The 25,995-nt window shown below is 58.4% G+C and carries 16 protein-coding genes; 2 read left to right on the plus strand and 14 right to left on the minus strand.

Annotated elements, in window-relative coordinates:
• Window positions 1–2: 2 nt before the first annotated feature.
• Window positions 3–2,765, minus strand: a complete 2,763-nt coding sequence (gene mgtA / locus CAter10_RS11305) for a magnesium-translocating P-type ATPase (protein ID WP_061533485.1) — start codon at window positions 2,763–2,765, stop codon at window positions 3–5.
• A gap of 227 nt (window positions 2,766–2,992) precedes the next feature.
• Here mgtA and CAter10_RS11310 point away from each other — a divergent pair, with 227 nt between their 5' ends.
• Window positions 2,993–3,496 carry a PTS sugar transporter subunit IIA gene (locus CAter10_RS11310; protein WP_061533486.1) on the plus strand — a complete coding sequence of 168 codons (504 nt, stop codon included), beginning with the start codon at window positions 2,993–2,995 and terminating at the stop codon, window positions 3,494–3,496.
• Between the two features lie 286 nt (window positions 3,497–3,782).
• Here the strand turns inward: CAter10_RS11310 and CAter10_RS11315 are convergent, their stop codons facing one another.
• The 13 genes from CAter10_RS11315 to CAter10_RS11375 all read right to left on the minus strand — a co-directional run bounded on the left by CAter10_RS11315 (window position 3,783) and on the right by CAter10_RS11375 (window position 24,498).
• Window positions 3,783–5,912: a xanthine dehydrogenase family protein molybdopterin-binding subunit gene (locus tag CAter10_RS11315; RefSeq protein WP_061533487.1), complete on the minus strand. Its 2,130-nt coding sequence runs from the start codon at window positions 5,910–5,912 to the stop codon at window positions 3,783–3,785.
• Between the two features lie 11 nt (window positions 5,913–5,923).
• Complete coding sequence (locus CAter10_RS11320; protein WP_061533488.1) at window positions 5,924–6,391, minus strand: (2Fe-2S)-binding protein; 468 nt, start codon at window positions 6,389–6,391, stop codon at window positions 5,924–5,926.
• 470 nt (window positions 6,392–6,861) lie between these two features.
• On the minus strand, window positions 6,862–8,124 hold the full coding sequence (locus CAter10_RS11325) for a dihydrolipoamide acetyltransferase family protein (protein ID WP_061533489.1): 1,263 nt from the start codon (window positions 8,122–8,124) through the stop codon (window positions 6,862–6,864).
• A complete protein-coding gene (locus CAter10_RS11330) occupies window positions 8,121–9,167 on the minus strand; it encodes an alpha-ketoacid dehydrogenase subunit beta (RefSeq protein ID WP_061533490.1) in 1,047 nt (348 codons plus the stop codon). The genes CAter10_RS11325 and CAter10_RS11330 overlap by 4 nt, the downstream gene beginning before the upstream one ends.
• 2 nt (window positions 9,168–9,169) lie before the next feature.
• A complete protein-coding gene (locus CAter10_RS11335; protein ID WP_061535298.1) occupies window positions 9,170–10,429 on the minus strand; it encodes a 3-methyl-2-oxobutanoate dehydrogenase (2-methylpropanoyl-transferring) subunit alpha in 1,260 nt (419 codons plus the stop codon).
• A gap of 110 nt (window positions 10,430–10,539) precedes the next feature.
• Window positions 10,540–11,010, minus strand: coding sequence for an aminoacyl-tRNA deacylase (locus tag CAter10_RS11340; protein WP_061533491.1), 471 nt, complete (start codon window positions 11,008–11,010; stop codon window positions 10,540–10,542).
• 265 nt (window positions 11,011–11,275) lie between these two features.
• On the minus strand, window positions 11,276–12,406 hold the full coding sequence (gene gcvT / locus CAter10_RS11345) for a glycine cleavage system aminomethyltransferase GcvT (protein WP_061533492.1): 1,131 nt from the start codon (window positions 12,404–12,406) through the stop codon (window positions 11,276–11,278).
• A gap of 185 nt (window positions 12,407–12,591) precedes the next feature.
• On the minus strand, window positions 12,592–15,456 hold the full coding sequence (gcvP, locus tag CAter10_RS11350) for an aminomethyl-transferring glycine dehydrogenase (RefSeq protein WP_061533493.1): 2,865 nt from the start codon (window positions 15,454–15,456) through the stop codon (window positions 12,592–12,594).
• A gap of 79 nt (window positions 15,457–15,535) precedes the next feature.
• Complete coding sequence (gcvH, locus tag CAter10_RS11355) at window positions 15,536–15,916, minus strand: glycine cleavage system protein GcvH (protein WP_061533494.1); 381 nt, start codon at window positions 15,914–15,916, stop codon at window positions 15,536–15,538.
• Between the two features lie 438 nt (window positions 15,917–16,354).
• Window positions 16,355–17,308: a cupin-like domain-containing protein gene (locus CAter10_RS11360; RefSeq protein WP_061535299.1), complete on the minus strand. Its 954-nt coding sequence runs from the start codon at window positions 17,306–17,308 to the stop codon at window positions 16,355–16,357.
• A gap of 224 nt (window positions 17,309–17,532) precedes the next feature.
• Window positions 17,533–18,315, minus strand: a complete 783-nt coding sequence (locus CAter10_RS11365) for a crotonase/enoyl-CoA hydratase family protein (RefSeq protein ID WP_061535300.1) — start codon at window positions 18,313–18,315, stop codon at window positions 17,533–17,535.
• Between the two features lie 106 nt (window positions 18,316–18,421).
• The gene (locus tag CAter10_RS11370; protein WP_061533495.1) at window positions 18,422–23,272 is read right to left on the minus strand and encodes an NAD-glutamate dehydrogenase; all 4,851 of its coding nucleotides are present in this window, start codon (window positions 23,270–23,272) and stop codon (window positions 18,422–18,424) included.
• Between the two features lie 203 nt (window positions 23,273–23,475).
• Window positions 23,476–24,498, minus strand: a complete 1,023-nt coding sequence (locus tag CAter10_RS11375; RefSeq protein WP_061533496.1) for an alpha/beta fold hydrolase — start codon at window positions 24,496–24,498, stop codon at window positions 23,476–23,478.
• Window positions 24,499–24,773: 275 nt separating this feature from the next.
• On the opposite strand from CAter10_RS11375, the gene CAter10_RS11380 reads away from it, so the two are divergent.
• Window positions 24,774–25,919, plus strand: coding sequence for an MlaE family ABC transporter permease (locus CAter10_RS11380; protein ID WP_061533497.1), 1,146 nt, complete (start codon window positions 24,774–24,776; stop codon window positions 25,917–25,919).
• The last annotated feature ends 76 nt before the right edge of the window (window positions 25,920–25,995 follow it).

Genomic DNA, 25,995 nt, shown 5'->3' on the forward strand with positions numbered 1-25,995 from the left:
CGTCACCAGCCATAACGTCGCGCATAAAAACCCTTCATCGCCTGCGTCAGCAGCATGTAGCCCAGCAATATCAACAGCAGCCAGCCAAAATAACTGAGCGGCAGGGCCTGCAACTTGAAGTATTCGGCGAATGGCCCCATCGGCAGGAACACACCGACAGTCATGATCGTCGCGGTAGTGATGAGCAGCGGCCAGGAGGCCCGGCTTTGCAGGAACGGGATTTTGCGGGTCCGTATCATGTGTACGATCAGCGTCTGCGTCAGCAAACCCTCGACAAACCAGCCTGATTGAAACAGCGTCTGCGTTTCTGGCGTATTGGCTCGGAAGACGTACCACATCAGGGCAAATGTCGCGATATCGAACACCGAGCTCATTGGTCCGAAAAAAATCATGAAGCGACCGATCGCGCCGGAATTCCAGCGTTGCGGTTTAGCCAGCAATTCGGCATCGACATTGTCCAGCGGGATCGCCACCTGGGAGAAATCGTAAAGCAGATTCTGCACCAGCAATTGCAGCGGCAGCATCGGCAAGAACGGCAGAAAAACGCTGGCCAGCAACACTGAAAACACATTGCCGAAATTGGAGCTGGCCGACATTTTCGTGTATTTGAGCATGTTGGCGAAAGTCTTGCGCCCTTCCATGACGCCCTGCTCCAGCACCAGCAAGCTCTTCTCCAACAGGATGATGTCGGCGGCCTCTTTCGCAATATCGACGGCCGAATCGACCGAGATGCCAATATCGGCGGCGCGCAATGCCGGCGCATCATTGATGCCATCGCCAAGAAAGCCGACAATATGATCGCCATGCCGCAATGCCCTGACGATCCGTTCCTTGTGCAAGGGTGTGAGTTTGGCAAATACGTCGTAGCGTTCCACGGCAACCGCCAGCTCGGCATCCGACATGGCCTCCACCTGGGCGCCAAGCAGGATCGCATCGCAAGTCAGCCCGACTTCGCGGCAGACCTTGGCCGTGACCTTGTCGTTGTCGCCAGTCAAGACCTTGACCCGGACACCATGCTTCTGCAAGGCTTCAATTGCCGGCGCCGTCGATTCTTTCGGCGGATCCAGAAAGGCGATGTAACCGAACAGCGTCAGCCCTGCCTCGTCAACTACGTCGTAACTCTCTTTGTCCGGCCTGCACTCGCGGGCGGCAACTGCTACCACACGCAGTCCCTCTTCATTGAGCGCCGCAGTCACAGTGCGGATCTCATCGAGCAATTCCGGCGTCAGCTCGGCACTGGCGTCGTGCATGTCGACACGGCTGCATACCGACAGAATTTCATCGACGGCTCCCTTGCAAATCAGGAAATGGCGATCTTCGTTTTCGGCAACGATCACCGACATTCGGCGCCGTTGAAAATCAAATGGAATCTCATCGATTTTCCGGTAACGGCGAGCAACGTTCAATTTGCTCTGTAACTCGGCATGCTCCAGCACCGCAACGTCCAGCAGGTTCTTCAGTCCGGTCTGATGATAGCTGTTGAGATAGGCATACTCCAGCACCTTGTCCGACGGCGTACCGTAGATGTCCGTATGGCGCTCAAGGAAAATCCGGTCCTGCGTCAGCGTGCCGGTCTTGTCGGTGCACAGCACGTTCATGGCGCCAAAGTTCTGGATCGCATCGAGCCGCTTGACGATCACTTTTTTCTGCGACAGGTAGATCGCGCCTTTGGCCAGTGTAGCGGTGACGATCATCAACAGCATCTCCGGCGTCAGCCCGACTGCAATCGACAGTGCGAACAGAGACGCGCTCCACCAGTCGTGCTTGGTAAAGCCATTGATCAGCAGCACAATCGGCACCATCACCAGCATGAAGCGGATCAACAGCCAGCTGACTTCATTGACGCCGCGCTGGAAAGCAGTGGGCGAGCGATCGGTCTTCAGAACCCGTTCGGCCAGCATGCCGAAATAGGTGTTCTTGCCGGTATTGACGATCACCGCGGTCGCCGCGCCGCTGACGACATTAGTGCCCATGAAACACAGATTATCCAGGTCCAGCGGATTCGACGTCGCCGGATTCACCTGTTGTGCGAACTTCTCGACCGGCAGCGATTCGCCGGTCATGGCAGCCTGGCTGACGAACAAATGCTTGGCCGACAGCAGCCGAACGTCGGCCGGAATCATGTCGCCGGCAGACAGCGCGATGATGTCCCCTGGCACCAATCGGCTGATTGGAATCTCGACTTTATGGACCTGATGCTGCTGTTCCGGCAAATTGAAATATTCGCGGCTCTTTCCCAGCACGGCCTCAGTGATGCTGCGCCGAAGTACTGTGGCGGTGTTGCTGACCATCGACTTGAGCTTTTCCGCCGCCTTATTGGAGCGGGTCTCCTGCAGGAATCGGATCAATGTGCCAAGCGCCACCATGGAGCCGATGACAACGGCGCCCATGGGATCGTCGGTGAAATAGCTGACTGTCGCCAGGAAGGTCAGCAGGAGGCTGAACGGGTTCCGGTAGCAATGCCACAGATGGGTCCACCAGCGCTGTGCTTTCCCCTGGCCGATCTCATTAAGTCCGACATCCTGGCGGATCTTGTCAGCCTGCGATTCCGTCAGGCCGTTTGCATGTGTCCCAAGCGAGGCAATCAGCCCATCAACCGGTGTATTTGATACGGAAACCAGCTGCTTGGCCAATGTTGACGCCAGCGTATTGTCCGCTCCGGGACGCTTTCCGATATCGAAAAAGGCCAGGCGCTGGAAATGCCGCTCAAGGCCATGGGTTCGGACAAATGTGCTGAAAGCTTCCTGAAGCATTGAAATAGTCATCTGGCGAATCTTGTGCGTCGACGACCGGCATGGCCAGCCGCCGGGGTAAATGGATGTTGAAAATACCAGTTGCCAGATTACACATTCGCATATAAAAAAATCGTAAAGAATGTCGATCTATTGGAATCACCGCATAAAAATTTACGAAATCTTTATACAAAAACGGATATTGTTTGCGGAAAGACGGGCCAGTTATTGGTCAATTTTCAAGCAGGAAGGTAGTTGCAATGCATGCCGAAAAATTAGTGCAGCAAGATTTTCTGAAGAGTTCGTTTGCGAAATTCCTTTTCCCCGAAAATATCCGGTTGGATGTGGATGCTTCCAGCAAGGCAGAGGTGTTTGCGCTGATCGCAGCGACCTTCGAACGCGAGCATCAACTGAACTCTGCGCAAATCTGCCAGGGGCTGCTGGCGCGTGAAAAACTGGAATCCACCGCCCTTGGCTGCGGCGTCGCGCTTCCCCATGCGCAAATCGCCGGCCTGGGGGCGCCCATGATGGGATTCATACGCACCCGCTCGCCGATCGCTTTCGACGCGCCGGATGGCCAGCCGGTTTCAGCGATATTGGTGCTTTTGGTGCCCGCAAAAGGCTCGCAGGAATATCTACAGCTCCTCGCCGAGATTGCCGATGCCTTGTGCGACGAAAGATTTCGCGACGATCTGAATGCCGCCAGCGACCAGTACGCCGCGTGGGAGTTGTTTGTCCGTTGGCGACCGACGTATGTGCATTGATATACTCGCGAACCGTATTCAGATAACGCAACCACCCGCGTCATCCCCGCGAACGTGGGGATCTATTTTGCGTAACGTGGATTCCTGTGTTCGTGGGAATGACGGATGCTATTCTGGGCGTCTGCTTCAAAAAGCGAAGATTTCAACTTCACCTCTGCATACCTAACCACTTACCACAAATCTCACAAATAAAAATGCCGCTCAGCCTTGACTGAACGGCATCGCCACAACACTGCAGGCTTTTGGCTTTCTGTATTTCTTCGGTATCTGCAACACCCTCAAACCATCACGCCGTCTTGATATTTTCCGGCGTCAGCGGCATCTTGCGCACCCGTTTCCCGGTTGCAGCAAATACAGCGTTCGCCACCGCCGGACCGATCAACGCTGTGGCAGGCTCGCCGATACCACCTGGTTTTTCGGTGCTGGCGACCAGTGTCACGTCGATTTTCGGCATCTCATTCATCCGCACCACCGGATAATCGCCGAAGTTGGATTGCTGGACACGCCCTTTCTCCAGCGTGATCTGGCCGCCCAGCGCCGCCGACAAACCAAAGGCGATGCTCGACTGCAGTTGCGCCTCGACCGTATCCGGGTTAACCATATGGCCAAGGTCGGCAACGACAACCACCCGATGCACCTTGATCTCGTTATCGTCATGCATCGAAATCTCGGCCACTTGCGCCATATAGGTGTCGTACCCTTCCATCAGGGCGATGCCGCGGAAATGGCCGCTTGGTAGCGGCGTGCCCCAGCCGGCCTTCTGCGCCGCCTGTTTCAGCACGTTGGCAAAACGCGGCTGCTGGTCCAGCAGCGACAGCCGGAACGCATACGGATCCTTGCCAGCAGCAGCGGCCATCTCGTCGATGAAGCTTTCATTGGCGAATGCGTTCAGCGCATGACTGACCGAGCGCCAGTAGCCGGCGCGCAAACCAGTATCGTGAATCACCAGGTCCTGGGTCATGTTGGGAATACCATAGCCGACCACCGAGGCCTCGGCCATGAACGGATCAAGCGTGTCCTTCGGCAGTCCGAAGGCACGCTGGGTGACCGACTGCGAGGTCAGCTGGAAGGTCAACGCTACCGGCTTGCCATCGGCATCAAGCCCACCTGCCATGCGATGCAAGGCCATCGGCCGATAGAAATCGTGGGTGGTATCGTCTTCCCGCGTCCACACCAGCTTGACCGGTTTGCCGACCGCTTTTGAAATCTGCGCCGCCTGGACAATGAAATCGACTTCCAGTCGTCGTCCGAAACCTCCGCCAAGAAAGGTAGTCTGCACATCCACGTCTTCCGGCTTGATGCCCAGCGCTTTCGCCACATTACCCTGAGCACCCTGCTGGAACTGGGTCGAACCGATGACTCGGCACTTGCCGTCCTTGAAATCGGCGGTAAAGTTCTGTGGCTCCAGCGTCGCATGCGCCAGCAACTGCGACTGGTATTCAACCTTGAGAACCTTGGCGGCACCTTGCATGGCCTTGGCGGCATCGCCGGTTTTCTTGATGTTGATGATCTTGGCGTTCTTTTCTGCAGCGCGGATGCCATCCATCATCGTCGCATTGTCGATCTTGGCCACCGGCCCTTCGTCCCATTGCACTTTCAGTTGCTCACGCGCTTTTTTCGCGCGCCAATAACTGTTGGCCGCCACCGCCACGCCATCGTCAATCTGCACCACATCGATGACACCCGGCATTGCACGCGCCTTCGACGCATCAAAACTGAGCACCTTGCCGCCGATGACCGGACATTGTTCAAGCGACGCGTAAACCATGCCGGGCAATTTGACGTCGATGCCATAGACCGCGCTGCCGTTGACCTTGGATGGCGTATCGAGACGTTTTGTGGCCTTGCCGACAATCTTGAAATCCTTCGGATCCTTCAGCTGCACATCTTTTGGCACCGGCAACTTCGACGCCGCTTCGGCCAGCGCGCCAAAACTGGCTTTCTTGCCATTGGGGCCGTACACCATGCCGTTTTCGACCCGCAAGGCAGCCGGATCGACATGCCATTTGCTGGCGGCGGCACTGACCAGCATGATCCTGGCCTGGGCGCCACCGATACGCAGTTTTTCCCAGCCGTCGCGTATGGAAGTCGAGCCGCCGGTGATTTGCGCACCCAGCAATGCATTGGTGTAGACCGCATTGGGCGGGGCAATGGCCACCTTTACCTTGTGTACGTCGACGCCGAGTTCTTCTGCAATCAGCATCGGCAGTGCGGTATACACGCCCTGTCCCATTTCGGAACGCGCCGAGATTAATGTAATGGTGTTGTCGTCGGCAATATGCACCCAGGCATTCGGCGTATAGATCGTGCCGGCTGCCAGTGCTTCATCCATGAAACCGGGCAGCATGATACCCAACGTCAGTCCGCCGCCTGCCAATGCGGAAGATTTCAGGAAATCGCGTCGTGTGGTGGTCATCTTGAATCTCCTCAAGCCTTGTTGCGCATTTCCGCAGCGGCGCTCTTGATCGCAGCGCGGATACGGTTGTAAGTGCCGCAACGGCAGATATTGCCGCTCATCGCATTCTCGATGTCGGCGTCGCTCGGATTCTTGTTGGTGGCCAGCAGCGCCGCAGCGCTCATCAACTGGCCGGACTGGCAATAGCCACATTGCGGCACATCATGCGCGATCCAGGCTTTCTGCAGCGGATGCGAATTATCCTTGGACAGCGACTCGATGGTTGACACTTTCTTCGACGCCACCGCTGAAACCGGCGTCTGGCACGAACGGATCGGCTGCCCGTCCAGATGCACCGTGCAGGCGCCACACAGTGCCACACCGCAACCAAATTTGGTGCCGGTCAGGCCAATCTCATCACGAATCACCCACAACAGCGGCGTATCGGGTTCCGCTTCCACTGAAACCGTCTTGCCATTCAGGTTAAAGACTGTTGACATGTTTATCCCCTCTGTTTGGACTGGCTGGCTGAATCTGCTGGCTTCATCCGTTCCGGAGCACACACCGTCCCCAACGAAGCCAATCATTAGCTGCACCGCAGCAAAAATCGCAGCTGAATGAATCCCGATAATTTGCACCTAAACCCAATATATTGATAGCTTATTTTTATCGATACTGCATCTTTTTTTTTGCTTTTTTCCGGTCTTTTGCAAGTCAAATCCAAACACGCTTCCTAAACGCAGTTTATCCATTCAAATGAAAATCGTAGGTTTGATTGGCGTATCAATCCGCTCCGCCATGCTTGTAATTTCGGCAAATTGGCTTTCCGTGTCACGGACATGAAATATTTCTGCACTATCGCCGCTCGCGGTTCCGTAGCAATACTCATCGTCCAACAGAGGAAACCAAGTGTCCATCTGTATGACAGCAAATATGATTACTACTACACAACAGCGCCAAAAGTGCCAGACTACTCGACGAACAGCAATGCCGGCGCCTCCATGTAGCCGCGCAGCGCCTGGACGAAACCTGCGGCATACTGGCCATCGATGACGCGATGGTCGAACGACGATGACAGGTTCATCATCTTGCGCGCCACCACTGCCCCGTCGCGGATCACCGGCCGCTCGATGATACGGTTGACGCCGACAATCGCCACTTCAGGATAGTTGATTACCGGCGTCGATACCAAGCCCCCCAAGGCGCCCAGGCTAGTGATGGTGATGGTCGACCCTGACAGTTCAGCGCGCACAGCTTGGCCGGCCCGCGCCGCAGCTGCCAAGCGCGCAATTTCGGCGGCACAGGACCAAGGATCGCGCGCCTCGGCATGGCGCAATACCGGTACCATCAGACCAGCATCGGTCTGGGTGGCGATGCCAATGTGGGCCGCTCCGTAGCGCGTCATTACGCCCTTCTCATCATCGAAACGCGCATTGCAATGGGGATAATCGCGCAACGCCAGCACTATCGCGCGTACCAGTAGCGGCAGCATGGTCAGATGGCCACGCGTTGCGCCCCACTTGGCGTTCAGTTGCGCCCGTAGCGTTTCAAATTGGGTGACATCACACTCTTCGACATAGGTGAAGTGCGGGATGTGACGCTTCGATTCCTGCATCTTCTCCGCAATCTTGCGTCGCAGGCCGATCAACGGCAGCGATTCCTCATTCTGCCCTTCGACATAGCGGCCGCCGCTGGAATGACTTGTCGATGGAACGCCGCTATGCGTGACATAAGCATCCAGATCCTCATGCGTAACGTGGCCATCGATGCCACTTGCCGGCACATCCTGCAATCCGATGCCAAGCTGCCGGGCGCGCCGCCTGACCGCCGGCGAAGCGGTAACCGGGACGTTGGCGTGTTTCACTGCATGCAAGGCCGCTGCGTCCGACATCGCCTTGATTTGGCCGCCTGGCGATGTTGGCGGCGGCGCCGACGCCGCTTCCGCGATGGCGGCAACCGGCGGCGCCGCTGAAACGCTTTCGCCGGCACTGTCATCCATGTCAATCCTTATCAATTCACCGCCCACCGCCATCACCTGCCCCGGCACGCCACCCAGCGCCAACACCGTGCCATGCACCGGCGATGGGATTTCCACAGTCGCCTTGTCGGTCATCACATCGGCCAGCACCTGATCCTCGATCACGCGCTCACCCAATGCGACACGCCAGGCCACCAATTCGACCTCAGCAATCCCTTCGCCGATATCCGGCATCTTGATGACATGGACGCTCATCGTGCCTCCAGAACACGCTTGAAAGCTGCGCCTACCCGCGCCGGCCCGGGGAAATAGGCCCATTCCTGAGCGTGCGGGTAAGGCGTATCCCAGCCGGTAACGCGCTCGATCGGTGCTTCCAGATGATAAAAACAGTGTTCCTGCACCAGTGCCGTCAATTCGGCGCCGAAACCGCTGGTACGGGTCGCCTCGTGTACCACCACGCAACGCCCGGTTTTCTTGACCGAAGCGACGATGGTCTCAAGGTCGAGCGGCCACAAGCTACGCAGATCGATGATCTCGGCGTCGATGCCGGTCTCCTGCGCCGCCGCAGCCGAAACAAACACCATGGTGCCGTAGGTAATCACGGTCAGTTCTGCACCTGGGCGAAACACCGCCGCCGACTCCAGCGGCACCGTGTAGTAACCGTCTGGCACCAGCCCCAACGGATGCTGGGACCATGGCACCAGCGGCCGGTCGTGATGACCGTCGAACGGTCCGTTGTAAAGCCGCTTCGGCTCCAGGAAAATCACCGGATCGTCATTCTCGATTGCCGCAATCAACAAGCCTTTCGCATCATGTGGATTGGAAGGCATCACCGTGCGCAGGCCGCATACGTGGGTGAACAAGGCTTCCGGACTCTGGCTGTGGGTCTGACCACCGTAGATGCCGCCGCCGCATGGCATGCGAATGGTCATCGCCGCGGTGAATTCGCCGGCGGAACGATAGCGCAACCGTGCCGCCTCCGAGACGATCTGGTCCGAGGCCGGATAGAAGTAATCGGCAAACTGGATCTCGACCACCGGCCGCAAGCCATAAGCAGCCATGCCGACCGCAGCGCCGACGATCCCGCCTTCTGAGATCGGCGCATCGAATACGCGCGATGTGCCGAACTTTGCCTGCAAACCTTCAGTGCAACGGAACACGCCGCCAAAAAAACCGACATCTTCGCCGAACACCACCACGTTGTCATCACGCTCCAGCATCACATCCATCGCCGAACGCAGCGCCTGGATCATCGTCATCGGCGTGCTGGCCGGGCCGGGTTCTCGCTGTGCGGACATCGTCACTCCCCCGATTGATGGGATTGTTGCAGCTGCCGCAATTGCCGCAGCTGTTCACGCAAATGCGCCGGCATTTCCTTGTAGACGTCCTCAAACATGGTCTCGGCGCCGGCGCTCCGCCCGCTGGCCAAGGTGCCGTAGCGCTCAGCCTCCTTCTGGGCGGCGATGACCTGCGCTTCCAGTTCCTTTTCCGTATCCAGATGTTCCTGCTCAGACCATGCGCCAATGCCGATCAGATGCTGCTTCAAGCGCGCAATCGGATCGCCCAGCGGAAAATGCGACCAGTCATCCGCTGGCCGGTATTTGGACGGATCGTCGGAGGTTGAATGCGGGCCGGCACGATAGGTAACCCATTCAATCAGGGTTGGCCCCAGATTGTTGCGCGCCCGTTCGGCGGCCCAACTGGATGCCGCATACACAGCCAGAAAGTCGTTGCCATCAACCCGCAGCGAGGCAATGCCGCAACCAACGCCGCGCGCAGCAAAAGTCGTGCTTTCGCCGCCGGCCAGACTCTGGAAGCTGGAGATGGCCCACTGGTTATTGACCACGTTGAGTATCACCGGCGCCCGATAGACATGGGCGAAGGTCAACGCGGTGTGGAAATCGGATTCGGCGGTGGAACCGTCGCCAATCCAGGCCGAAGCGATCTTGGTGTCGCCCTTGATCGCCGAGGCCATGGCCCACCCTACTGCCTGGATGAACTGCGTCGCCAAGTTGCCGGAAACAGTAAAGAATCCTGCAGATCGCACAGAATACAGAACCGGTAGCTGGCGTCCCTTCAGCGGATCACGCCGGTTCGAGAACAACTGGCAGATCAGGTCGACCAAGGGCACGTCGCGCGCCATCAGCAGGCTTTGCTGACGATAGGTAGGAAAACACATGTCGCCCTGCTGCAGCGCCAGCGCATGGGCACTGCCGATGGCTTCCTCGCCCAGGCTTTGCATGTAGAACGACATTTTCTTCTGGCGCTGAGCGATCACCATGCGCGCATCGAAAATCCGGGTTTTCATCATGGCCCGCATGCCGCGCCGCAGCAATTCACGATCAATGCCAGACGCCCACGGGCCGACCGCGTTGCCGTCATCATCCAGCACGCGCACCAGAGCGTAGGCCAGATCAGCCGTATCGGAAGGAAGCACATCCAGCGGCGGACGCTGCACCGCACCGGCGGCGGCCAGATGCAAATAGGAAAAATCGGTTTCGTGACCGGGGCGGCCAGTCGGCTCCGGAACGTGCAACGTAAGAGGTTTGCTTTGGCTCATACCTGCTTCCTCGCGCTCGGTCATGTCGAGTTGAGTTTAGCAAACTTTCGGGTTGGCGTGCTTCAGGCACTCCTTGCCGTGCCAACGGCTGACTGTGCAAGGGCGTCAGGTCACATCCGATGGGCAAAACGGCCGCGTTCTGCCTGATCCATCAATGCGAGGAATTGTTCGATCTGCATCTGGATCACGGCTTCATGATCACCCGCTTCGAAATAAATTTCCGGCTGCTGCGTCAGGCTTTCATCAAGATAAGTACGCAAGCCGTAGGCGCTACATACGGGATGGAGCGCACCGACATCACAGTCCTTGAACAGCTCGCGCAGTTCGTTTTCGCTGGCCAGCACCAGGTGGCGTCCAGTCTTGTCCCACAATTCGGACAGATGCAAATGATAGGTAGACGGCAATACCGCAGCCACGTAGCCATGCGCATCTTCCAGAACCACGGTCTTGGCCAGGCGGTCGCCAGGAATGTGCGCCACTTCCGCCGTGTCCATGCTGGTACGGGTGTAGGGGTGATGAAGGACCTTATACTGGCTGCCTTTGCTGCGCAGGCACTCCTCCAGGGTGGTGGAAAGTGACATGATGCCTCCTCCGGGCTGAGGTGGACAGGGAATGGCTTGATCAGGGCAGAACGCACCGTCGGTATTGACGACACAAGTTCGTTCTATCGGATTTCAATATAGTGCAATTCCCCGGACTGTGAAGGCCTATTATCAGTGCGCCTGTAATGCGGCCAGGCAACTAGCGATAGCGCGCAGCGAAGCCTCCCGACGGCATTGCACCGGCCGATTTGCACAAGCCGTGGCGCCATTGCTACGGGGCCACGGCTTGATCATTAACGCCGTTTTACCCGCGGAAATAGCGCGCCGGCGTGAACGGCATCTTGACCACTTCCACCGGTACCGGCTTGCCGCGCACGATGGCATGCAGCGATGTGCCGATCTGAGCGTGCGCGCCGTCGACATAACCCATCGCCACCGGCGCACCGACAGTCGGTCCGAAACCGCCGCTAGTGATGCGCCCAATTACCTTGCCGTTGGCATCGACCAGTTCCGCACCTTCGCGCGCCGGCATGCGGTCTTTCAACAACAGGCCGACACGCTTGCGGCCGACGCCCTGATCCAGTTGCCCCTGGATCACCTCCGCGCCGGGATAGCCGCCGGCACGAGCGCCACCGCTGCGACGGGCTTTCGACAGGGCCCAACCGAGGCTGGCTTCAATCGGCGTGGTCGTGGTATCCATATCGTGCCCGTACAGGCACAAGCCGGCTTCCAGGCGCAGTGAATCACGTGCGCCAAGGCCGATCGGCGCCACTTCCGGTTGCGCCAGCAGCAGACGCGCCAGCGCTTCGGCCTGCTCATTCGGCACCGAGATTTCAAAGCCGTCTTCACCGGTGTAGCCGGAGCGGCTGATGAAGCATTCAGCACCTGCCAGCGTTACCTTGGCGGTTTGCATGAAGATCATTTTTGCCGTCGACGGCGCCAGGCGCGCCATGACTGCCGCTGCCGCCGGGCCTTGCAAGGCGAGCAAGGAACGGTCAGTCAATTCCTCGATCTGGCATTTGCCGGCCAGATGCTGGCGCAAGTGCGCGGTGTCCTGCTGCTTGCAAGCTGCATTCACCACCAGGAACAGATGATCGCCGCCGTTGGCCACCATCAGATCATCGAGGATGCCGCCTTCAGGATTGGTAAACAATGCGTAGCGCTGGGTATTCAGCGGCAGGTCGACGATATCGACCGGCACCAGCGATTCCAGTGCCGCTGCGGCGTCCGGGCCGCTCAGGCGCAACTGGCCCATGTGCGAGACATCGAACAGGCCGGCCTGGCTGCGCGTGTGGTTATGTTCCTTGAGGATGCCGCTAGGGTATTGCAGCGGCATGTCGTAGCCGGCAAACGGCACCATCTTGGCGCCGAGTTCCAGATGCAGTTGGTGGAGCGCAGTGCGGGCCGTAGGTGCGGCTGTATTGGTATCGCTCATGGCGGAAAATCCTTTTGATTGCTTGGTCGGGCGGCGCCTGTCGCCAGGTGCGCCCGGGTTCACGTATACCGGTTGTCTTGGCAAAACGTGGGCACGAAACGCCCACCCTACGCTGTGTTTCATTCGCAATCCAGTGTCGAACAAAATCTGTAGGGTGGGCGCCCTTGCTCACCTGACTTACCGCCCTATTCGTAATCCGACATCGGCGGGCAGGAACAGACCAGGTTGCGGTCGCCGTAGACGTTGTCGATGCGTCCGACTGGTGGCCAGTATTTATCCTGGCGCAGCGACTTCAACGGGAACACCGCTTGCTCGCGCGAGTAGCTGCGCTGCCATTCGTCGGTCAGGTCCTGCGTCGTATGCGGCGCATGCCGCAATGCTGTCTGCTCGGCCGTGATATCGCCGTTCTCTACCGCGCGGATTTCTTCGCGGATGGCAATCATGGCGTCGCAAAAGCGGTCCAGCTCCTCTTTCGATTCGCTTTCGGTCGGCTCGATCATCAATGTGCCAGCCACCGGGAACGACATGGTCGGCGCATGGAAACCGTAGTCGATCAAACGCTTGGCGACGTCTTCCACAGTGACGCCAGTTTTGTCCTTCAGCGGCCGCAGGTCGATGATGCCTTCATGCGCCACCAGGCCATTGCTGCCGGTGTACAGGATCGGATAATGCGGCGCCAGCCGGTGCACGATGTAGTTGGCGTTCAAAATCGCGATTTCACTGGCCTGCTTCAAGCCTTGCGCACCCATCAGCGTGATGTAAGCCCAGGTGATCGGCAGAATGCTGGCGCTGCCCCAAGGAGCCGCAGACACCGGCGCGATGCCGCTTTCCATCATCCGGTGCCCAGGCAGGAATGGCGCCAGATGGCTCTTGACGCCGATCGGACCGACACCAGGACCGCCGCCGCCGTGCGGAATGCAGAATGTCTTGTGCAGGTTCAGATGCGAGACGTCGCCGCCGAACTTGCCCGGCGCGCACAGACCGACCATCGCGTTCATGTTGGCGCCGTCGATATATACCTGGCCGCCGTGCGCATGCACGATGTCGCAGATTTCGCCGATCGCTTCTTCAAACACGCCGTGGGTCGACGGATAAGTGATCATCAGCGCCGCCAGGTCGCCGGCGTGCTGATCAGCCTTGGCGCGCAAGTCGCCGACATCGACGTTACCCTGCGCATCGCATTGCACTACCACGACCTGCATGCCCGCCATGTGGGCGGTCGCAGGATTGGTGCCGTGCGCCGAACTCGGGATCAGGCAGATGTTGCGTTTGCCTTCGCCGCGGCTCTGGTGATAGGCGCGAATCGCCAGCAGGCCGGCATACTCGCCCTGCGAACCGGCGTTCGGCTGCAACGACACCGCATCGTAGCCGGTGCACACGCACAACATGTGTTCCAGGTCCGCCACCAGTTGCTGATAACCCTGCGCCTGGTTCAACGGTGCAAACGGATGCATGGAACCGAACTCAGGCCAGGTGACCGGGATCATCTCGGTGGTAGCGTTCAGCTTCATGGTGCAGGAACCGAGCGGAATCATACTGCGGTCCAGCGCCAGGTCCTTGTCGGCCAGCGCGCGCAGATAGCGCAGCATCTGGGTTTCCGAATGGTGGCTGTTAAACACCGGATGGCTCAGGTAGGCGCTGCCGCGCTGCAGCCCGGATGGAATCTTTTCTTCCGCCTCGGCTTCCAGCTGGTCAAACGAAGGCAGCGGCTTGCCGACCGCAAAAATCTGCCACAGCGCTTCGACATCTGCGCGCGTCGTCGTTTCGTCCAGCGAAATGCCGATGCTGCCATCGTCGATCAGGCGCAGGTTGACTTGCTGGCCACGTGCCGCAGCGTGGATGTCCTGGGTATGGCCACCGGTATGCACGGTGATGGTGTCGAAGAATGCTGCCGTCGGCACAGTGTGATGCAAGCGGCGAATACCCTCCGCCAGGATCGCGGTCAGGCGATGCACGCGCTGGGCGATGGTCTTCAGGCCTTGCGGACCGTGGTAGACCGCATACATGCTGGCGATATTAGCCAGCAGCACCTGCGCTGTACAAACGTTACTGGTGGCTTTTTCGCGACGGATATGTTGTTCGCGGGTCTGCATCGCCAGGCGATAGGCGGGTTCGCCGCGGCTGTCGATGGAGACGCCGACCAGCCGTCCGGGCATCACGCGCTTGTGCGCATCGCGGGTGGCAAAGTATGCGGCGTGCGGGCCGCCGTAGCCGAGCGGTACACCGAAGCGCTGGGCGCTGCCAATCACCACATCGGCGCCGAATTCGCCCGGCGGCGTCAGCAGGGTTAACGCTAACAAATCAGCCGCGACAACCACCAACGCCTGCTTGCCATGCGCCAGGCGCACGGTGTCGGCGTAATCGTGGATTTCGCCGTTCAAGGTTGGGTATTGCAGCAATACGCCGAAGCAGTCGAGCCGCTCCAGGTCCTTGCGGTGATCGCCGACCACCACCTCGATCCCGGTCGGCGCAGCGCGGGTGCGCAACACGTCGATGGTTTGCGGATAGCAGTCTTGCGACACAAAGAATGTAGTGCTCTTGCTTTTCGACAGGCGCTGGCAGAACACCATCGCTTCAGCTGCGGCAGTCGCCTCATCCAACAGGGACGCATTGGCGATTTCCATGCCGGTCAGGTCAGTCACCATGGTCTGGAAATTCAACAGCGCTTCCAACCGACCTTGTGAAATTTCAGGTTGATACGGCGTGTAGGCGGTGTACCAGGCTGGATTCTCCAACAGGTTACGCAGGATGACGGTCGGCGTATGGCAGTTGTAATAACCCATGCCGATATGCGACTTGAACATCTGGTTCTTGCTGGCAATCTGGCGCAGCGCCGCCAGCGTTTCGGCTTCGCTACGCGGGGAGCCAAGAGCAAGCGGCTGTTTTTCCAGGATTGCGCTGGGAACGACCCTCTTGATCAGGGCTTCGATTGAATCGAAACCAAGTGCAGTCAGCATGGCCTTTTGTTGGGTGGTATCCGGGCCGATGTGGCGTTCAATGAAATCGGCGTGTTGCGCCAGATCTTCTAGAGCAGGCCGTGATTGTGTCATGGATGCTTTTCCTTCGTGTGTATCGTGTGTGAACGGTAAGACAGTAGATTGCGTGGGCTTTGCGTACTGCTGCCGCTACTTAAGCCTGGCCCTTGATCATGGCTGCATAAGCCGCTTCATCCATCAGACTGTTCAACTCGGCCACATCATTCACCTTCATCTTGAAGAACCAGCCGGCGCCCAGCGGATCTTCGTTGATCTTGCCGGGTTCATCAGCCAAAGCCTCATTAATTTCAGTGACCGTGCCGGCAACCGGCATATTGATTTCACTCGCGGCCTTGACCGATTCGATCACTGCAGCTTCGTCGCCCTTGGCGAGTTCAACGCCGACTTCAGGCAGTTGTACGAATACCAAGTCACCCAGATGTCCTTGGGCAAAGTCGGTGATGCCGACAGTGACCACACCATCCGACTCAACGCGCAACCATTCGTGCTCAACTGTGTATTTCACCTGACTCATGCTTGTATCTCCTTAACGTTCCATTGGTAAGATCGTGCCGGCTCAAAGTGCCAACCTCGAATTCCGATAGGTTAAGGGGACAGCCCCCATGCTGTCTACCATTGGACTAACTGTTCGAAAGCATTTGATGCATCGATTTCATACCGAAATCGCGGCCCGCCACCGTGAGCTGAATTGTTAAATTTTTACAAGCCCATGATTCTAATCAGGATTTTTTTTAACGGCGCCATCCGCAGCCGTTGAGCGAGGTTCTATACGGCCGGACAAGCCGCAGGAATTATTTTTTCTCAAATGCCTGGATGTGGATGGCGACATCGAAAAAGATGTCGCACCAAGGGAAATTTACGATGAGGAAACAACAGAAATTTGCGAACCGGTTCGCTATCCCTGCGCCAGGAAGAATTCGTGACGCAGGCTTACACGGCCTTTCGACAGCACTTATGCAAGGTGTTTATGGCAAATGCAATGTCCCCAGCGATAAAGATGCATATTGTGCAACAGATCCTTGGTCGCGGTCGGCACGCCTTCCAGCAGGATCTCCTGCGCAGTCAGACCAAACACCGCCAGGCTGATTGACGGTGCCAGCGACACTACCGCGTGCCAGGTACGCTTTGGAATGAACAAGGCATCGCCCTCCTCAACCCTTACATACAAGCCTTTGGCCTGTTCCAGCCCGCGTAATTGTTCCGGATGTTCGTCGAAACGGGCGATGTTGATCGAACTCAAAGTGGCGCCCCAGTCGTATTTCTTCGACGGCGACATGTATGCCTCTTCCGAGGGCTGGAACATAACGAATTCCTTGACGCCGCGCGCTTGGCAAAACCAATTATTAGGCACATCGCGGTGCAGGCCAGTATGGGTATTCGCCGGGCCGATGAACACCGATTCCCAGGTCCAGCGCCAACCAGGCCACAGGCTTTGGATGTCAAAATCGCTGCGCAGCTGCGGAAAATCTTCGAGGATGCTCCATTGCGCCAGATAGTTGCGATGCGGCGTGAACGACTGCATGTGCGCCCAGTTCAGATGGAATTCTTCATCCGGCTGCAACAGCCGGCGACGCCGGTTCGGCAGCAAGCCCACTTCTTCACTGACTGGTTGGCCGGCCAGGCCCGCCAGTTCTCGCAAATACGGCGCGATCGGCAACAGCGGGCGCTCCTGCGTCTCGCCTTGTTCGACCAGGCCGTTCTGGAATTTACGAGTCGGTTCCGAACCATCCTTGTTGCGCAATTCAGCCAGCTTTTCAAAAGACCAGTTCTGGCTGGCTGGCCAGTTGCGCAATGCCCCCTTCACCAGCAATGGCTGGGTTCTGTGGCCGAAACCTCCGACCTGATCGAGTTGCGAAACGTCTATTTCTTCAACGAGTTTAAATGCAGGGCCAAGTAGTTGCGTCATGTCCATCGTCTGCGTCAGCAGGTGTCAATACAGCGGGAAACGGCATCGTCTATGGCTGCCCATCGGCGATATTTTCAAAAAGAAACATCATAACAAAATCGGCAGAAATCAGCTGTCGCTCGACATTGCATCAAACACGTCGCTGCATCCATGCAGCCAAATCCGTCACCCGCTACGTCACATCCGGACAGGTCGCGTTGACTGACACGAACGTCAATTGCCAACTATCCTTCGTCGCCGAAACGACCATGTCGCCCAAAACCGAAGGTGAACCTGGCAGCTCCTTCCTTGCCTTCCGCCAGCACAATCGGCACCCCCTGCTTGCCCTCATGCCGCAAGGCCTCGCCTAGCGGCAAATCCCATTGCTCATAAGCGGAGCGCCGATCCGTCAGCATGCATTGCTGCGGAAAACTGGCAATCTGGTGAGCTAGTTCCTGAGCCTCAGCCGGTGCTCCGCCGACTCGGGTCAGTCGGTTCACCAGTCCCATCTCGAATGCTTCCGTGGCGCTGACCGGGCGCCCGGTCAAGATCATGTCGAGCGCACGCGCCATACCGATAATACGAGGCAGCCGGACCGTGCCGCCATCGATCAGCGGTACACCCCAGCGCCGACAAAACACGCCGAATACGGCATCTTCGTCGGCCACCCGCAAATCTGCCAGCAAGGCTAGCTCTAGCCCTCCCGCCACCGCGTAGCCGTTGACGGCGGCAATCAGCGGTTTCGACAACGCCATGCGTGTCGGCCCCATCGGACCACTGCCGCCGCCTTCGGCATCGAGTTCATTGCGCAAATCGGGATCGCCGATGGCGCTGAGGTCGGCGCCGCCGCAAAAATGATCGCCGGCGCCGGTAAGTATCGCCACCCGCAACGACGCATCGGCTTCGAAGCGTTCAAATGCAGCATGCAAATCGGCCGCCATCGCGCGGTCGACAGCATTGCGCTTGTGAGGCTTGTTCAGCGTGATGGTGCAGATCGATGCATCGGTATCGAACAGAACTGTTTGCATGGCGTTGCCTTTTGTCGCAGTCGGTTGCGGACAGAGCTGCAAGGATATTGTCCTTCGTCGCAGCATGGCGACTCCTAAATCCTAGCCCCGCAGATCTGTCCCACAATCATTTTAATTCCCGCATTTCCCGTGCCGCCACCGACAGCATCGCCAGGTCGACGTTACCTCCCATCTGAAAATCGGTCAGCAGGCGGCGATAGCGTTCCAGCGGCGTCTTGCATGAGGCTTGCCAGGCTTCGACCATTTCCTGCGCCTGGTCGAGCGTCGGCGATAACTGGATCACATTTGCCGTCAGAGTTCTCTGCAATCCAGTCAGATCGCTCTGCAGCGCGCTACGTGCCAGGGTTTGCCAGTGCGTGTCCGCCGGCAATCCGGTGACCCGCTCGCGCATCCAGCCGAAATTCAAGTTGAGATCGAGCGCAAAATAGACACTGGCGACCAGCTCAAGGCTGCGGCCGGTCGATGCCGCAACTTCGGCAATGTCCAGCACGGCGCCGATCAGTTCGGCGCTGGCGACCCGCCGCGCCAAAACTTCCGAGACGCCAGCCTGTATCAGCTTGTCTCTCTTGGCCTTGAGCGCATCGGCATCACTGGCGGCCAGCAAACTCACCAATTGCGGGCCGAGCTGGTTGGCGGCCTGGCGGAAGCGTTCCACGGTGCCACTGATGGTTTCGCCCTTGCCATGACGGTGGAGGAACCAGAAACTGGCTTGTTCTATCAGAGCGCCGACATCAATCAGCATTTGCGCCTGCAAGACGTCCGGCACGACATTATCGAGCAAGTCGATGTCATGCCAGATTTCCTCGAACTCAAATACCTCGCGGGCAATGACGCTGGCGCGCACCACCTCGGCCGGACTAGCGCCGCTTTCTTCCGCCAGATGGTGAACAAAGGTGCTGCCGACCCGGTTGGTCAAGGTGTTGACCAGATAAGTTGCAATGATTTCGCGCGCCAGCGGATGACGCTGCATTGCCTCCGGATAACGCGCGCGCAACGGCTGCGGGAAGTAGGCGGTCAACGAGCCGGCGATGAATGAATCCTCCAGCAATTCGGAAGCGAGCAATTCTTCAAACAGCCACATCTTGTTGTACGCCATCAGCACAGCGCGTTCCGGTGTCGCCAGGCCTTGCTTGGCGGTTTTACGGTCGGCGCATTCTTCTTCCGACGGCAGGAATTCGACGGCACGGTCGAGCCGTCCGGCGCGCTCGAGAAAGCGCATCAGGCGCGCCTCCGGCTCCAGCAGGGTCGGCGCGCGGCGGCCAGCGACCGACAGGGCCTGGGTCTGGTAGTAGTTATCGGTCAACACTTGCAGGCCGACCTCCTCGGTCATTTCCGCCAGCAACTTGTTACGCTGCTTCTCGGTCATCTCGCCTTCGCCAACGATCAAGCCCAGCATGATCTTGATGTTGACTTCGTGGTCTGAACAATCGACGCCGGCCGAATTGTCGATGGCGTCGGTACAGATGCGGCCGCCCTTTTGGGCGAACTCGATCCGCCCGAACTGGGTACAGCCGAGGTTGCCGCCTTCGGCCACCACCTTGCAGTTGAGTTCAGCGCCATTGACGCGGATCGCGTCGTTGGTGCGGTCGCCGACCTGCGCGTGGCTTTCACGGCTGGCCTTGATATAGGTGCCGATGCCGCCGTTGTAGAGCAGGTCCACCTGGGCTAGCAGGATGGCGCGGATCAGTTCGGTAGGCGGCAACTCTGCAGCGGAGATACCAAGCGCGGCCTGTACTTCAGGCGACAATGGAATCGTCTTGAGCGTGCGCGGATAGATGCCGCCCCCTTTAGAAATCAGTGCGGCGGAATAATCGGCCCAGCTGGATCGCGGCAATGCGAACAAACGCTCGCGCTCAGCGAAACTGGCGGCAGAATCGGGGTTGGGATCGAGGAAGATATGGCGATGATCGAAGGCCGCCAGCAGCTTGATGTGCTGCGACAGCAGCATGCCATTGCCGAACACGTCACCCGACATGTCGCCGATGCCAACCACTGTAAAATCCTGCTCCTGAGTATTAACACCAAGCTCGCGGAAATGGCGTTTGACCGATTCCCAGGCGCCTCTTGCGGTGATTCCCATTTTTTTGTGATCGTAGCCGACCGAACCGCCGGAAGCGAACGCATCGCCCAGCCAGAAGCCGTATTCGGCGGAAATGGCGTTGGCGTAATCGGAAAAGCTGGCAGTGCCCTTGTCAGCCGCCACCACCAGATACGGATCGTCCGGATCGTAGCGCACCACATCGAGCGGCGGCACGACCTTGCCGTCCACCAGATTATCGGTCAGGTCGAGCAATCCGCGCAGAAAGGTCTGATAGCATTCGACGCCCTCGCGCAGATAGGCATCGCGGTCGCTGGCAGGCGGTGCGCTCTTGAGCACGAAACCGCCCTTCGATCCAACCGGCACGATGACCGCATTCTTGACCATTTGCGCCTTGACCAGCCCCAACACCTCGGTGCGGAAATCTTCGCGCCGGTCAGACCAGCGCAAGCCGCCGCGCGCGACCTTGCCACCGCGCAGGTGCACGCCTTCAAAACGTGGCGAATACACCCAAATCTCGAACATCGGCTTCGGTGCAGGCAGGCCCGGCACTTTCGACGGATCGAATTTGAAAGACAGATAGGATTTCGGCTTGCCATCGGCGCCACGCTGGAAGTAGTTGGTGCGCAACGTCGCACCAATAACGCCGAGAAACTGACGCAGAATACGGTCCTCATCGAGATTCGGCACCTGGTCCATCGCTGCCTCGGTTTGCTGCAGCAGCGCGGCAACCTTTGCTTCCGACCTGGCATCCCTGGCCTGCGCCGGATCGAAACGTGCCAGGAACAGCTCCACCAGCTTGCGCGCAATCGCCGGATTGGCGGTCAGCGCCTGCTCGATGTAGGCGTTGCTGAAGGTCGAACCGACCTGCCGCAGGTAACGCGCATAGGCGCGCAGAATAGTCACTTCACGCCAGGTCAGGCGCGCGCGCAACACCAGCCGGTTGAGATCGTCATTGTCAGCCTCGCCGCTCCAGACACGGCCGAACGCCTCTTCGAATACATCCTTGATGCGGTCAATCTCGACTTCGCTATCGTCCGCAGTCTGCATGCCGAAATCATGTATCCATGCCGGCTCGCCATCTTGCAGATCGATCTTGTACGGCCGCTCCTCATTGACCTTGACGCCCATGTGTTCCAGCATCGGCAGGCTCTGCGACAACGCCATCGCCTTGCCGGCGCGATAGATTTTCAGGCGCAGCGAGGCCGGACCGGCTTCTATCGGCCGGTACAGGTTCATCGCCAGGCCGGCATTTTGTCGCGCGGCTTCCAGCAGTTCTATGTCGCGCACTGCTGAACGGGCTGCATAATCTTCGCGAAAACCGGCCGGAAACGATGCCGCATAGCGCCGCAAAAGGCGATTGCCCTGCTCCTCGCCGCGATGCTCCAGCAAGGCTTCGGCCAGATCATCTTGCCAGCGCCGCGTCGCCTGTACGATGCGCTCTTCCAGTTCAGCGACATCGACATCGATCACGTTGCCAGGCTGGGTGCGCACGGTGAACTGCATGCGCGCCAGGACCGATTCCGATAGCAAAGGCGTGAATTCCAGGCTATCACCCTTGAAGGCTTCCAGCAGCAGGTTCTGGATACGTTCGCGTAGTTCGGTATTGAAGCGGTCGCGTGGTACGAACACCAGGCAGGACACGTACCGGCCGAACGCATCACGCCGCACAAACAGGCGGGTACGCTGGCGCTCTTCGAGCCGCAGGATGCCCATCGCGGTGTCGAACAACTCATCTTCGTCGACCTGGAACAATTCGTCGCGCGGGTACTGCTCGAGGATGGTGGCCAAAGTCTTGGCCAAATGTCCTTTCGGTACAAAGCCGGCACGCGCCAGCACCGCCGCCACCTTGCGCCGCACCAACGGAATCTCGCCGGTGGGCACGGTGTAGGCGGTTGATGTGTAGAGGCCAACCATGCGTCGCTCGCCGATCACCTTGCCGTCGGCATCGTAACGCTTGACGCCGACATAATCGAGATAACCCGGACGATGCACGGTGGAGCGCATGTTGGCCTTGGTGATGAAAATCGGCGAACGGGCATCGATCACGCCTTGTGCAGCAATCGGCAGCTTTGTCATGTCGACATCGTCGGCATTGCTCAAGATATCGCGCAATATGCCCAGGCCGGAACCGCTGACTCCCTGTAGATAGTTTTCGCCGGCGTTGCTCAGCAGTTCGTAGTCGTGATAGCCAAGAAAAGTGAAATGATCGTCGACCATCCACTCCAGGAACGCCCGCGCTTCGGCAACTTCGGTCTGCAATGCCGCGTCCGTGCTCGCATTGCGCTTCAATTCCTCGATTGCATTGTTAGCCGCCGCCTGCATCTTGCGCCAATCCTCGACCGCGGCCCGAACATCGCCCAACACCTTGGTCACGCCGGCGAGGATTTCATCCATCCTTGCGGTTTCGGTGCAACGGTCTACCTCGATGTGAATATGCGATTCGAGCTTTGCATTGCCATCGTCCGCGCCATTGCTTTCGCTAGCGCGCTGGATCTTCTCGATCTGGCCGGAGGCATCACGCCAGACGCGAAATACCGGGTGGATCACTGCGTGCAGGGTTAGACCGAGCCGATTGATTTCGGTGGTGGCGGAATCGACCAGGAACGGCATGTCGTCATTGACGATTTCGATCACGCTATGGCCGGATTCCCAGCCATTTTCATCGATACGCGGGTTGTAGATACGCACGCGCGGCGTGCCGCTGTTGAAATGCCGTGCAAACTGCCAGTGCGCTACCGCAGCGCCGTAAAGATCGGCGACGTCGCGGCTGAGTATCTGTTCCTCGCCGACCTGCGAGTAATAATCGCTCAGGAAGGTCTGCATTGGCGCGAAACTTTCCGGCGACAAGCGATCTTGGGCAAATTGAAGCATTTCTGCCAGTTTCTGCTGCTTTCTTTCTTCGGCGGCGCTGTGCATGATTTTCTTTCGAACGGTGAATGTCGAGCGGAGAACTGCAATCCAGATTCTACCCATGACAAACGCAAAGCCGCACGTTTTTTAGAAGCACCGTAGAAGTTTGCATTGCAGCATGAAGACTGCTAACCGCCGTGATCCATTGAATATCATTTAGCCAACAATGCCACGCAACAACCAAAAAAACAGCCCCCGATCGTGCCGGCTCAGTGATGATTCAGCCATTCGAGCAAGGCTTGATGAAAGGCGACAGGATCTTCCATCTGCGGCGCATGGCCTTTTCCGGCAAATTCCACCAGCGTTGATGCCGGAATCAATTTGGCAACCTGCTTGCCCAGCAGATTGTAGTGGCCGATCTTCGCCTTCACCTCGGGTGGCGCGATATCGCTACCTATCGCCGTAGTATCCGCATCGCCAATCATCAGCAGTGTCGGCATGCCCAGATTCTTGAATTCATAGACCACCGGCTGGGTAAAGATCATGTCATACAGCAGCGCCGAGTTCCACGCCACGAGACGATGGCCGGGTCCTTGGTTAAGTCCCGCCAGCATGGTCACCCAACGTTCATACTCCGGCTTCCAGCGGCCGACATAGTAGGTGCTTTGCTCGTACTTGCGCACGCCGTCGGCTGTCAGCTTCAGTTCCCGTTCGTACCATTGATCCACAGTGCGATACGGCACACCGAGCGCCTTCCAGTCTTCCAGGCCAATCGGATTGACCAGCACCAACTGCGTGACCTGTTCCGGATACAGCAACGCATAGCGGGTAGCCAGCATGCCGCCAGTGGAATGGCCGATGAGCGTGGCCTGCTTCACCCCAAGTTGCTCCAGCAAGGCATGTGTATTGAACACCAATTGCTGGAACGAATACTGATAGTACTCGGGCTTGGACGAGGTGCAAAAGCCGATCTGATCCGGCGCGATCACCCGATAGCCGGCCTCGCTCAAGGTCTTGATGGTCTGCTCCCAGGTCGCGCCGCAGAAATTTTTACCGTGCATCAGCACGGCGGTGCGGCCGTTCGGCTTGCCAGCGGCGGCAACATCCATGTACCCCATGTGCAGGCGCTCTCCCTGCGATTCGAAAATGTAATGTTGCAACGCATAGGGATAAGCGAAGCCCTGCAGCTCAGGGCCGTAAGTTGGCGCGGCTTGCGGTGCCTGCGCCATTGCGCCGGCAAACGCGGTGGCTAACAACAAGCCGGACAGGCCAGCGGCTAATGGATGACGCATATTTGATTTATCCTTGGATAGCGTAAAAATGCTTTGCAGGCGTGTGTCATTGTAACGATTGCATGAAAAAGCCGTTTTCAGATCGCGCGGCGGTAACTTCGTTCAACTGCCGAATGCGGTAGGCAGCTTCTATTTATGCACGTTGAGGCGTAACATCGGCAACAGTAGCCTGATTCATGCTCAATACGCGAAATTCCCGACCCGATCCAGATTGGCGGAGAGTGACGAATGATCAGCGAATGCCCTGTTTGTCCACCGTTATGCAGTGCGGATTCATGGCCATCGTCGTGAACCCGCCGCGCCTGCAGCGCGTGACCGATGCCGACGGCCGCAACCGGATCGAAGTCAGCGGCACCTGGCTATTGCGCGTGATCCTGCCGGATGCCGCCACCTTGCGCCCACAGTTGGCGCAATACGCTAAGGACACCAACGCCAGGTGGGACCTGCGCGCCATCCAGCAGCTGGATGCCGCTGGTGCGCTATTCCTATGGCGCATGTGGGGACGGCGGCGGCCGGATGTCCTGCTCAAGCCGGAATACGAAGATATTTTCGCCAACCTGGCCACCAAGCCGTTCCCGGAGCCACCGCCACCACCGCGCGATCGACTGGGATTGCTGGTCAAACTCGGCCAAGGCTTGCTATCGTTCAGCAGAAACCTGTATGCGATCACGATCCTGGCCGGCAATCTGTTGCTGGATCTGCTCTACCTGCTGCGCCACCCGGCTGATATCCCATGGCGCGAAATTTCCGCCAACATCCACCGCACCGGCAGCCAGGCGCTGGCAATCACGGCGCTGGTCGGCTTCCTGGTCGGCGTGGTGTTGAGTTACCTGTCGTCGATCCAGTTGAAAAACTACGGCGCCGATGTCTTCATCATCAACATCCTGGGCCTGGGCATCGTGCGTGAACTGGGCCCGATCCTGGCAGCGATCCTGGTCGCCGGCCGCTCCGGCTCCTCGATGACCGCGCAACTAGGCGTCATGCGCGTCACCCGCGAACTGGACGCCCTCTCGGCAATGGGCATCTCCCACACCCAACGTCTGGTACTGCCCAAAGTCATCGCACTTGCCATCACGCTGCCGCTACTGATCATCTGGAGCGACATGGCCGCCCTGTTAGGCGGCATGCTATCGGCCTTCCTCCAGCTAGACATCGGCTACCGCCAGTTCCTGCACGGTCTCCCCGCCGCCGTGCCCATCGCCAACCTGTGGTTAAGCCTATGCAAAGGCTCCGTATTCGGCATGCTGGTCGCCCTGATCGCCTGCCACTACGGCCTGCAAATCAAGCCAAACACGGAGAGCTTGGGTGCGAGTACGACTGATTCTGTAGTCACATCAATCACCATCGTCATCATTGTGGATGCGATTTTTGCGGTGATTTTTCGAATGTGGGGTTTTAAGAGACGATTAAATATCGATTAGGGGGGTGAAGCAAGAAACGTGACTCGCTGCCGGGCTGCCGCCGGCGGATTCCACGGGTAGTAGCCATTTTAAGTAG

It is taken from the genome of Collimonas arenae (assembly GCF_001584165.1).
GTDB classification, from domain to species: Bacteria; Pseudomonadota; Gammaproteobacteria; order Burkholderiales; family Burkholderiaceae_D; genus Collimonas; species Collimonas arenae.

Coding starts and splice junctions, on each gene's coding strand:
- CAter10_RS11340 (WP_061533491.1), bottom strand. CDS start 11,010: ATGTCACTTTCCACCACCCTGGAGGAGTGCCTGCGCAGCAAAGGCAGC.
- CAter10_RS11375 (WP_061533496.1), bottom strand. CDS start 24,498: ATGCGTCATCCATTAGCCGCTGGCCTGTCCGGCTTGTTGTTAGCCACC.
- CAter10_RS11320 (WP_061533488.1), bottom strand. CDS start 6,391: ATGTCAACAGTCTTTAACCTGAATGGCAAGACGGTTTCAGTGGAAGCG.
- CAter10_RS11310 (WP_061533486.1), top strand. CDS start 2,993: ATGCATGCCGAAAAATTAGTGCAGCAAGATTTTCTGAAGAGTTCGTTT.
- gcvH (WP_061533494.1), bottom strand. CDS start 15,916: ATGAGTCAGGTGAAATACACAGTTGAGCACGAATGGTTGCGCGTTGAG.
- CAter10_RS11370 (WP_061533495.1), bottom strand. CDS start 23,272: ATGCACAGCGCCGCCGAAGAAAGAAAGCAGCAGAAACTGGCAGAAATG.
- CAter10_RS11335 (WP_061535298.1), bottom strand. CDS start 10,429: ATGAGCCAAAGCAAACCTCTTACGTTGCACGTTCCGGAGCCGACTGGC.
- CAter10_RS11315 (WP_061533487.1), bottom strand. CDS start 5,912: ATGACCACCACACGACGCGATTTCCTGAAATCTTCCGCATTGGCAGGC.
- mgtA (WP_061533485.1), bottom strand. CDS start 2,765: ATGACTATTTCAATGCTTCAGGAAGCTTTCAGCACATTTGTCCGAACC.
- CAter10_RS11325 (WP_061533489.1), bottom strand. CDS start 8,124: ATGAGCGTCCATGTCATCAAGATGCCGGATATCGGCGAAGGGATTGCT.
- CAter10_RS11380 (WP_061533497.1), top strand. CDS start 24,774: ATGGCCATCGTCGTGAACCCGCCGCGCCTGCAGCGCGTGACCGATGCC.
- gcvT (WP_061533492.1), bottom strand. CDS start 12,406: ATGAGCGATACCAATACAGCCGCACCTACGGCCCGCACTGCGCTCCAC.
- gcvP (WP_061533493.1), bottom strand. CDS start 15,456: ATGACACAATCACGGCCTGCTCTAGAAGATCTGGCGCAACACGCCGAT.
- CAter10_RS11360 (WP_061535299.1), bottom strand. CDS start 17,308: ATGACGCAACTACTTGGCCCTGCATTTAAACTCGTTGAAGAAATAGAC.
- CAter10_RS11365 (WP_061535300.1), bottom strand. CDS start 18,315: ATGCAAACAGTTCTGTTCGATACCGATGCATCGATCTGCACCATCACG.
- CAter10_RS11330 (WP_061533490.1), bottom strand. CDS start 9,167: ATGTCCGCACAGCGAGAACCCGGCCCGGCCAGCACGCCGATGACGATG.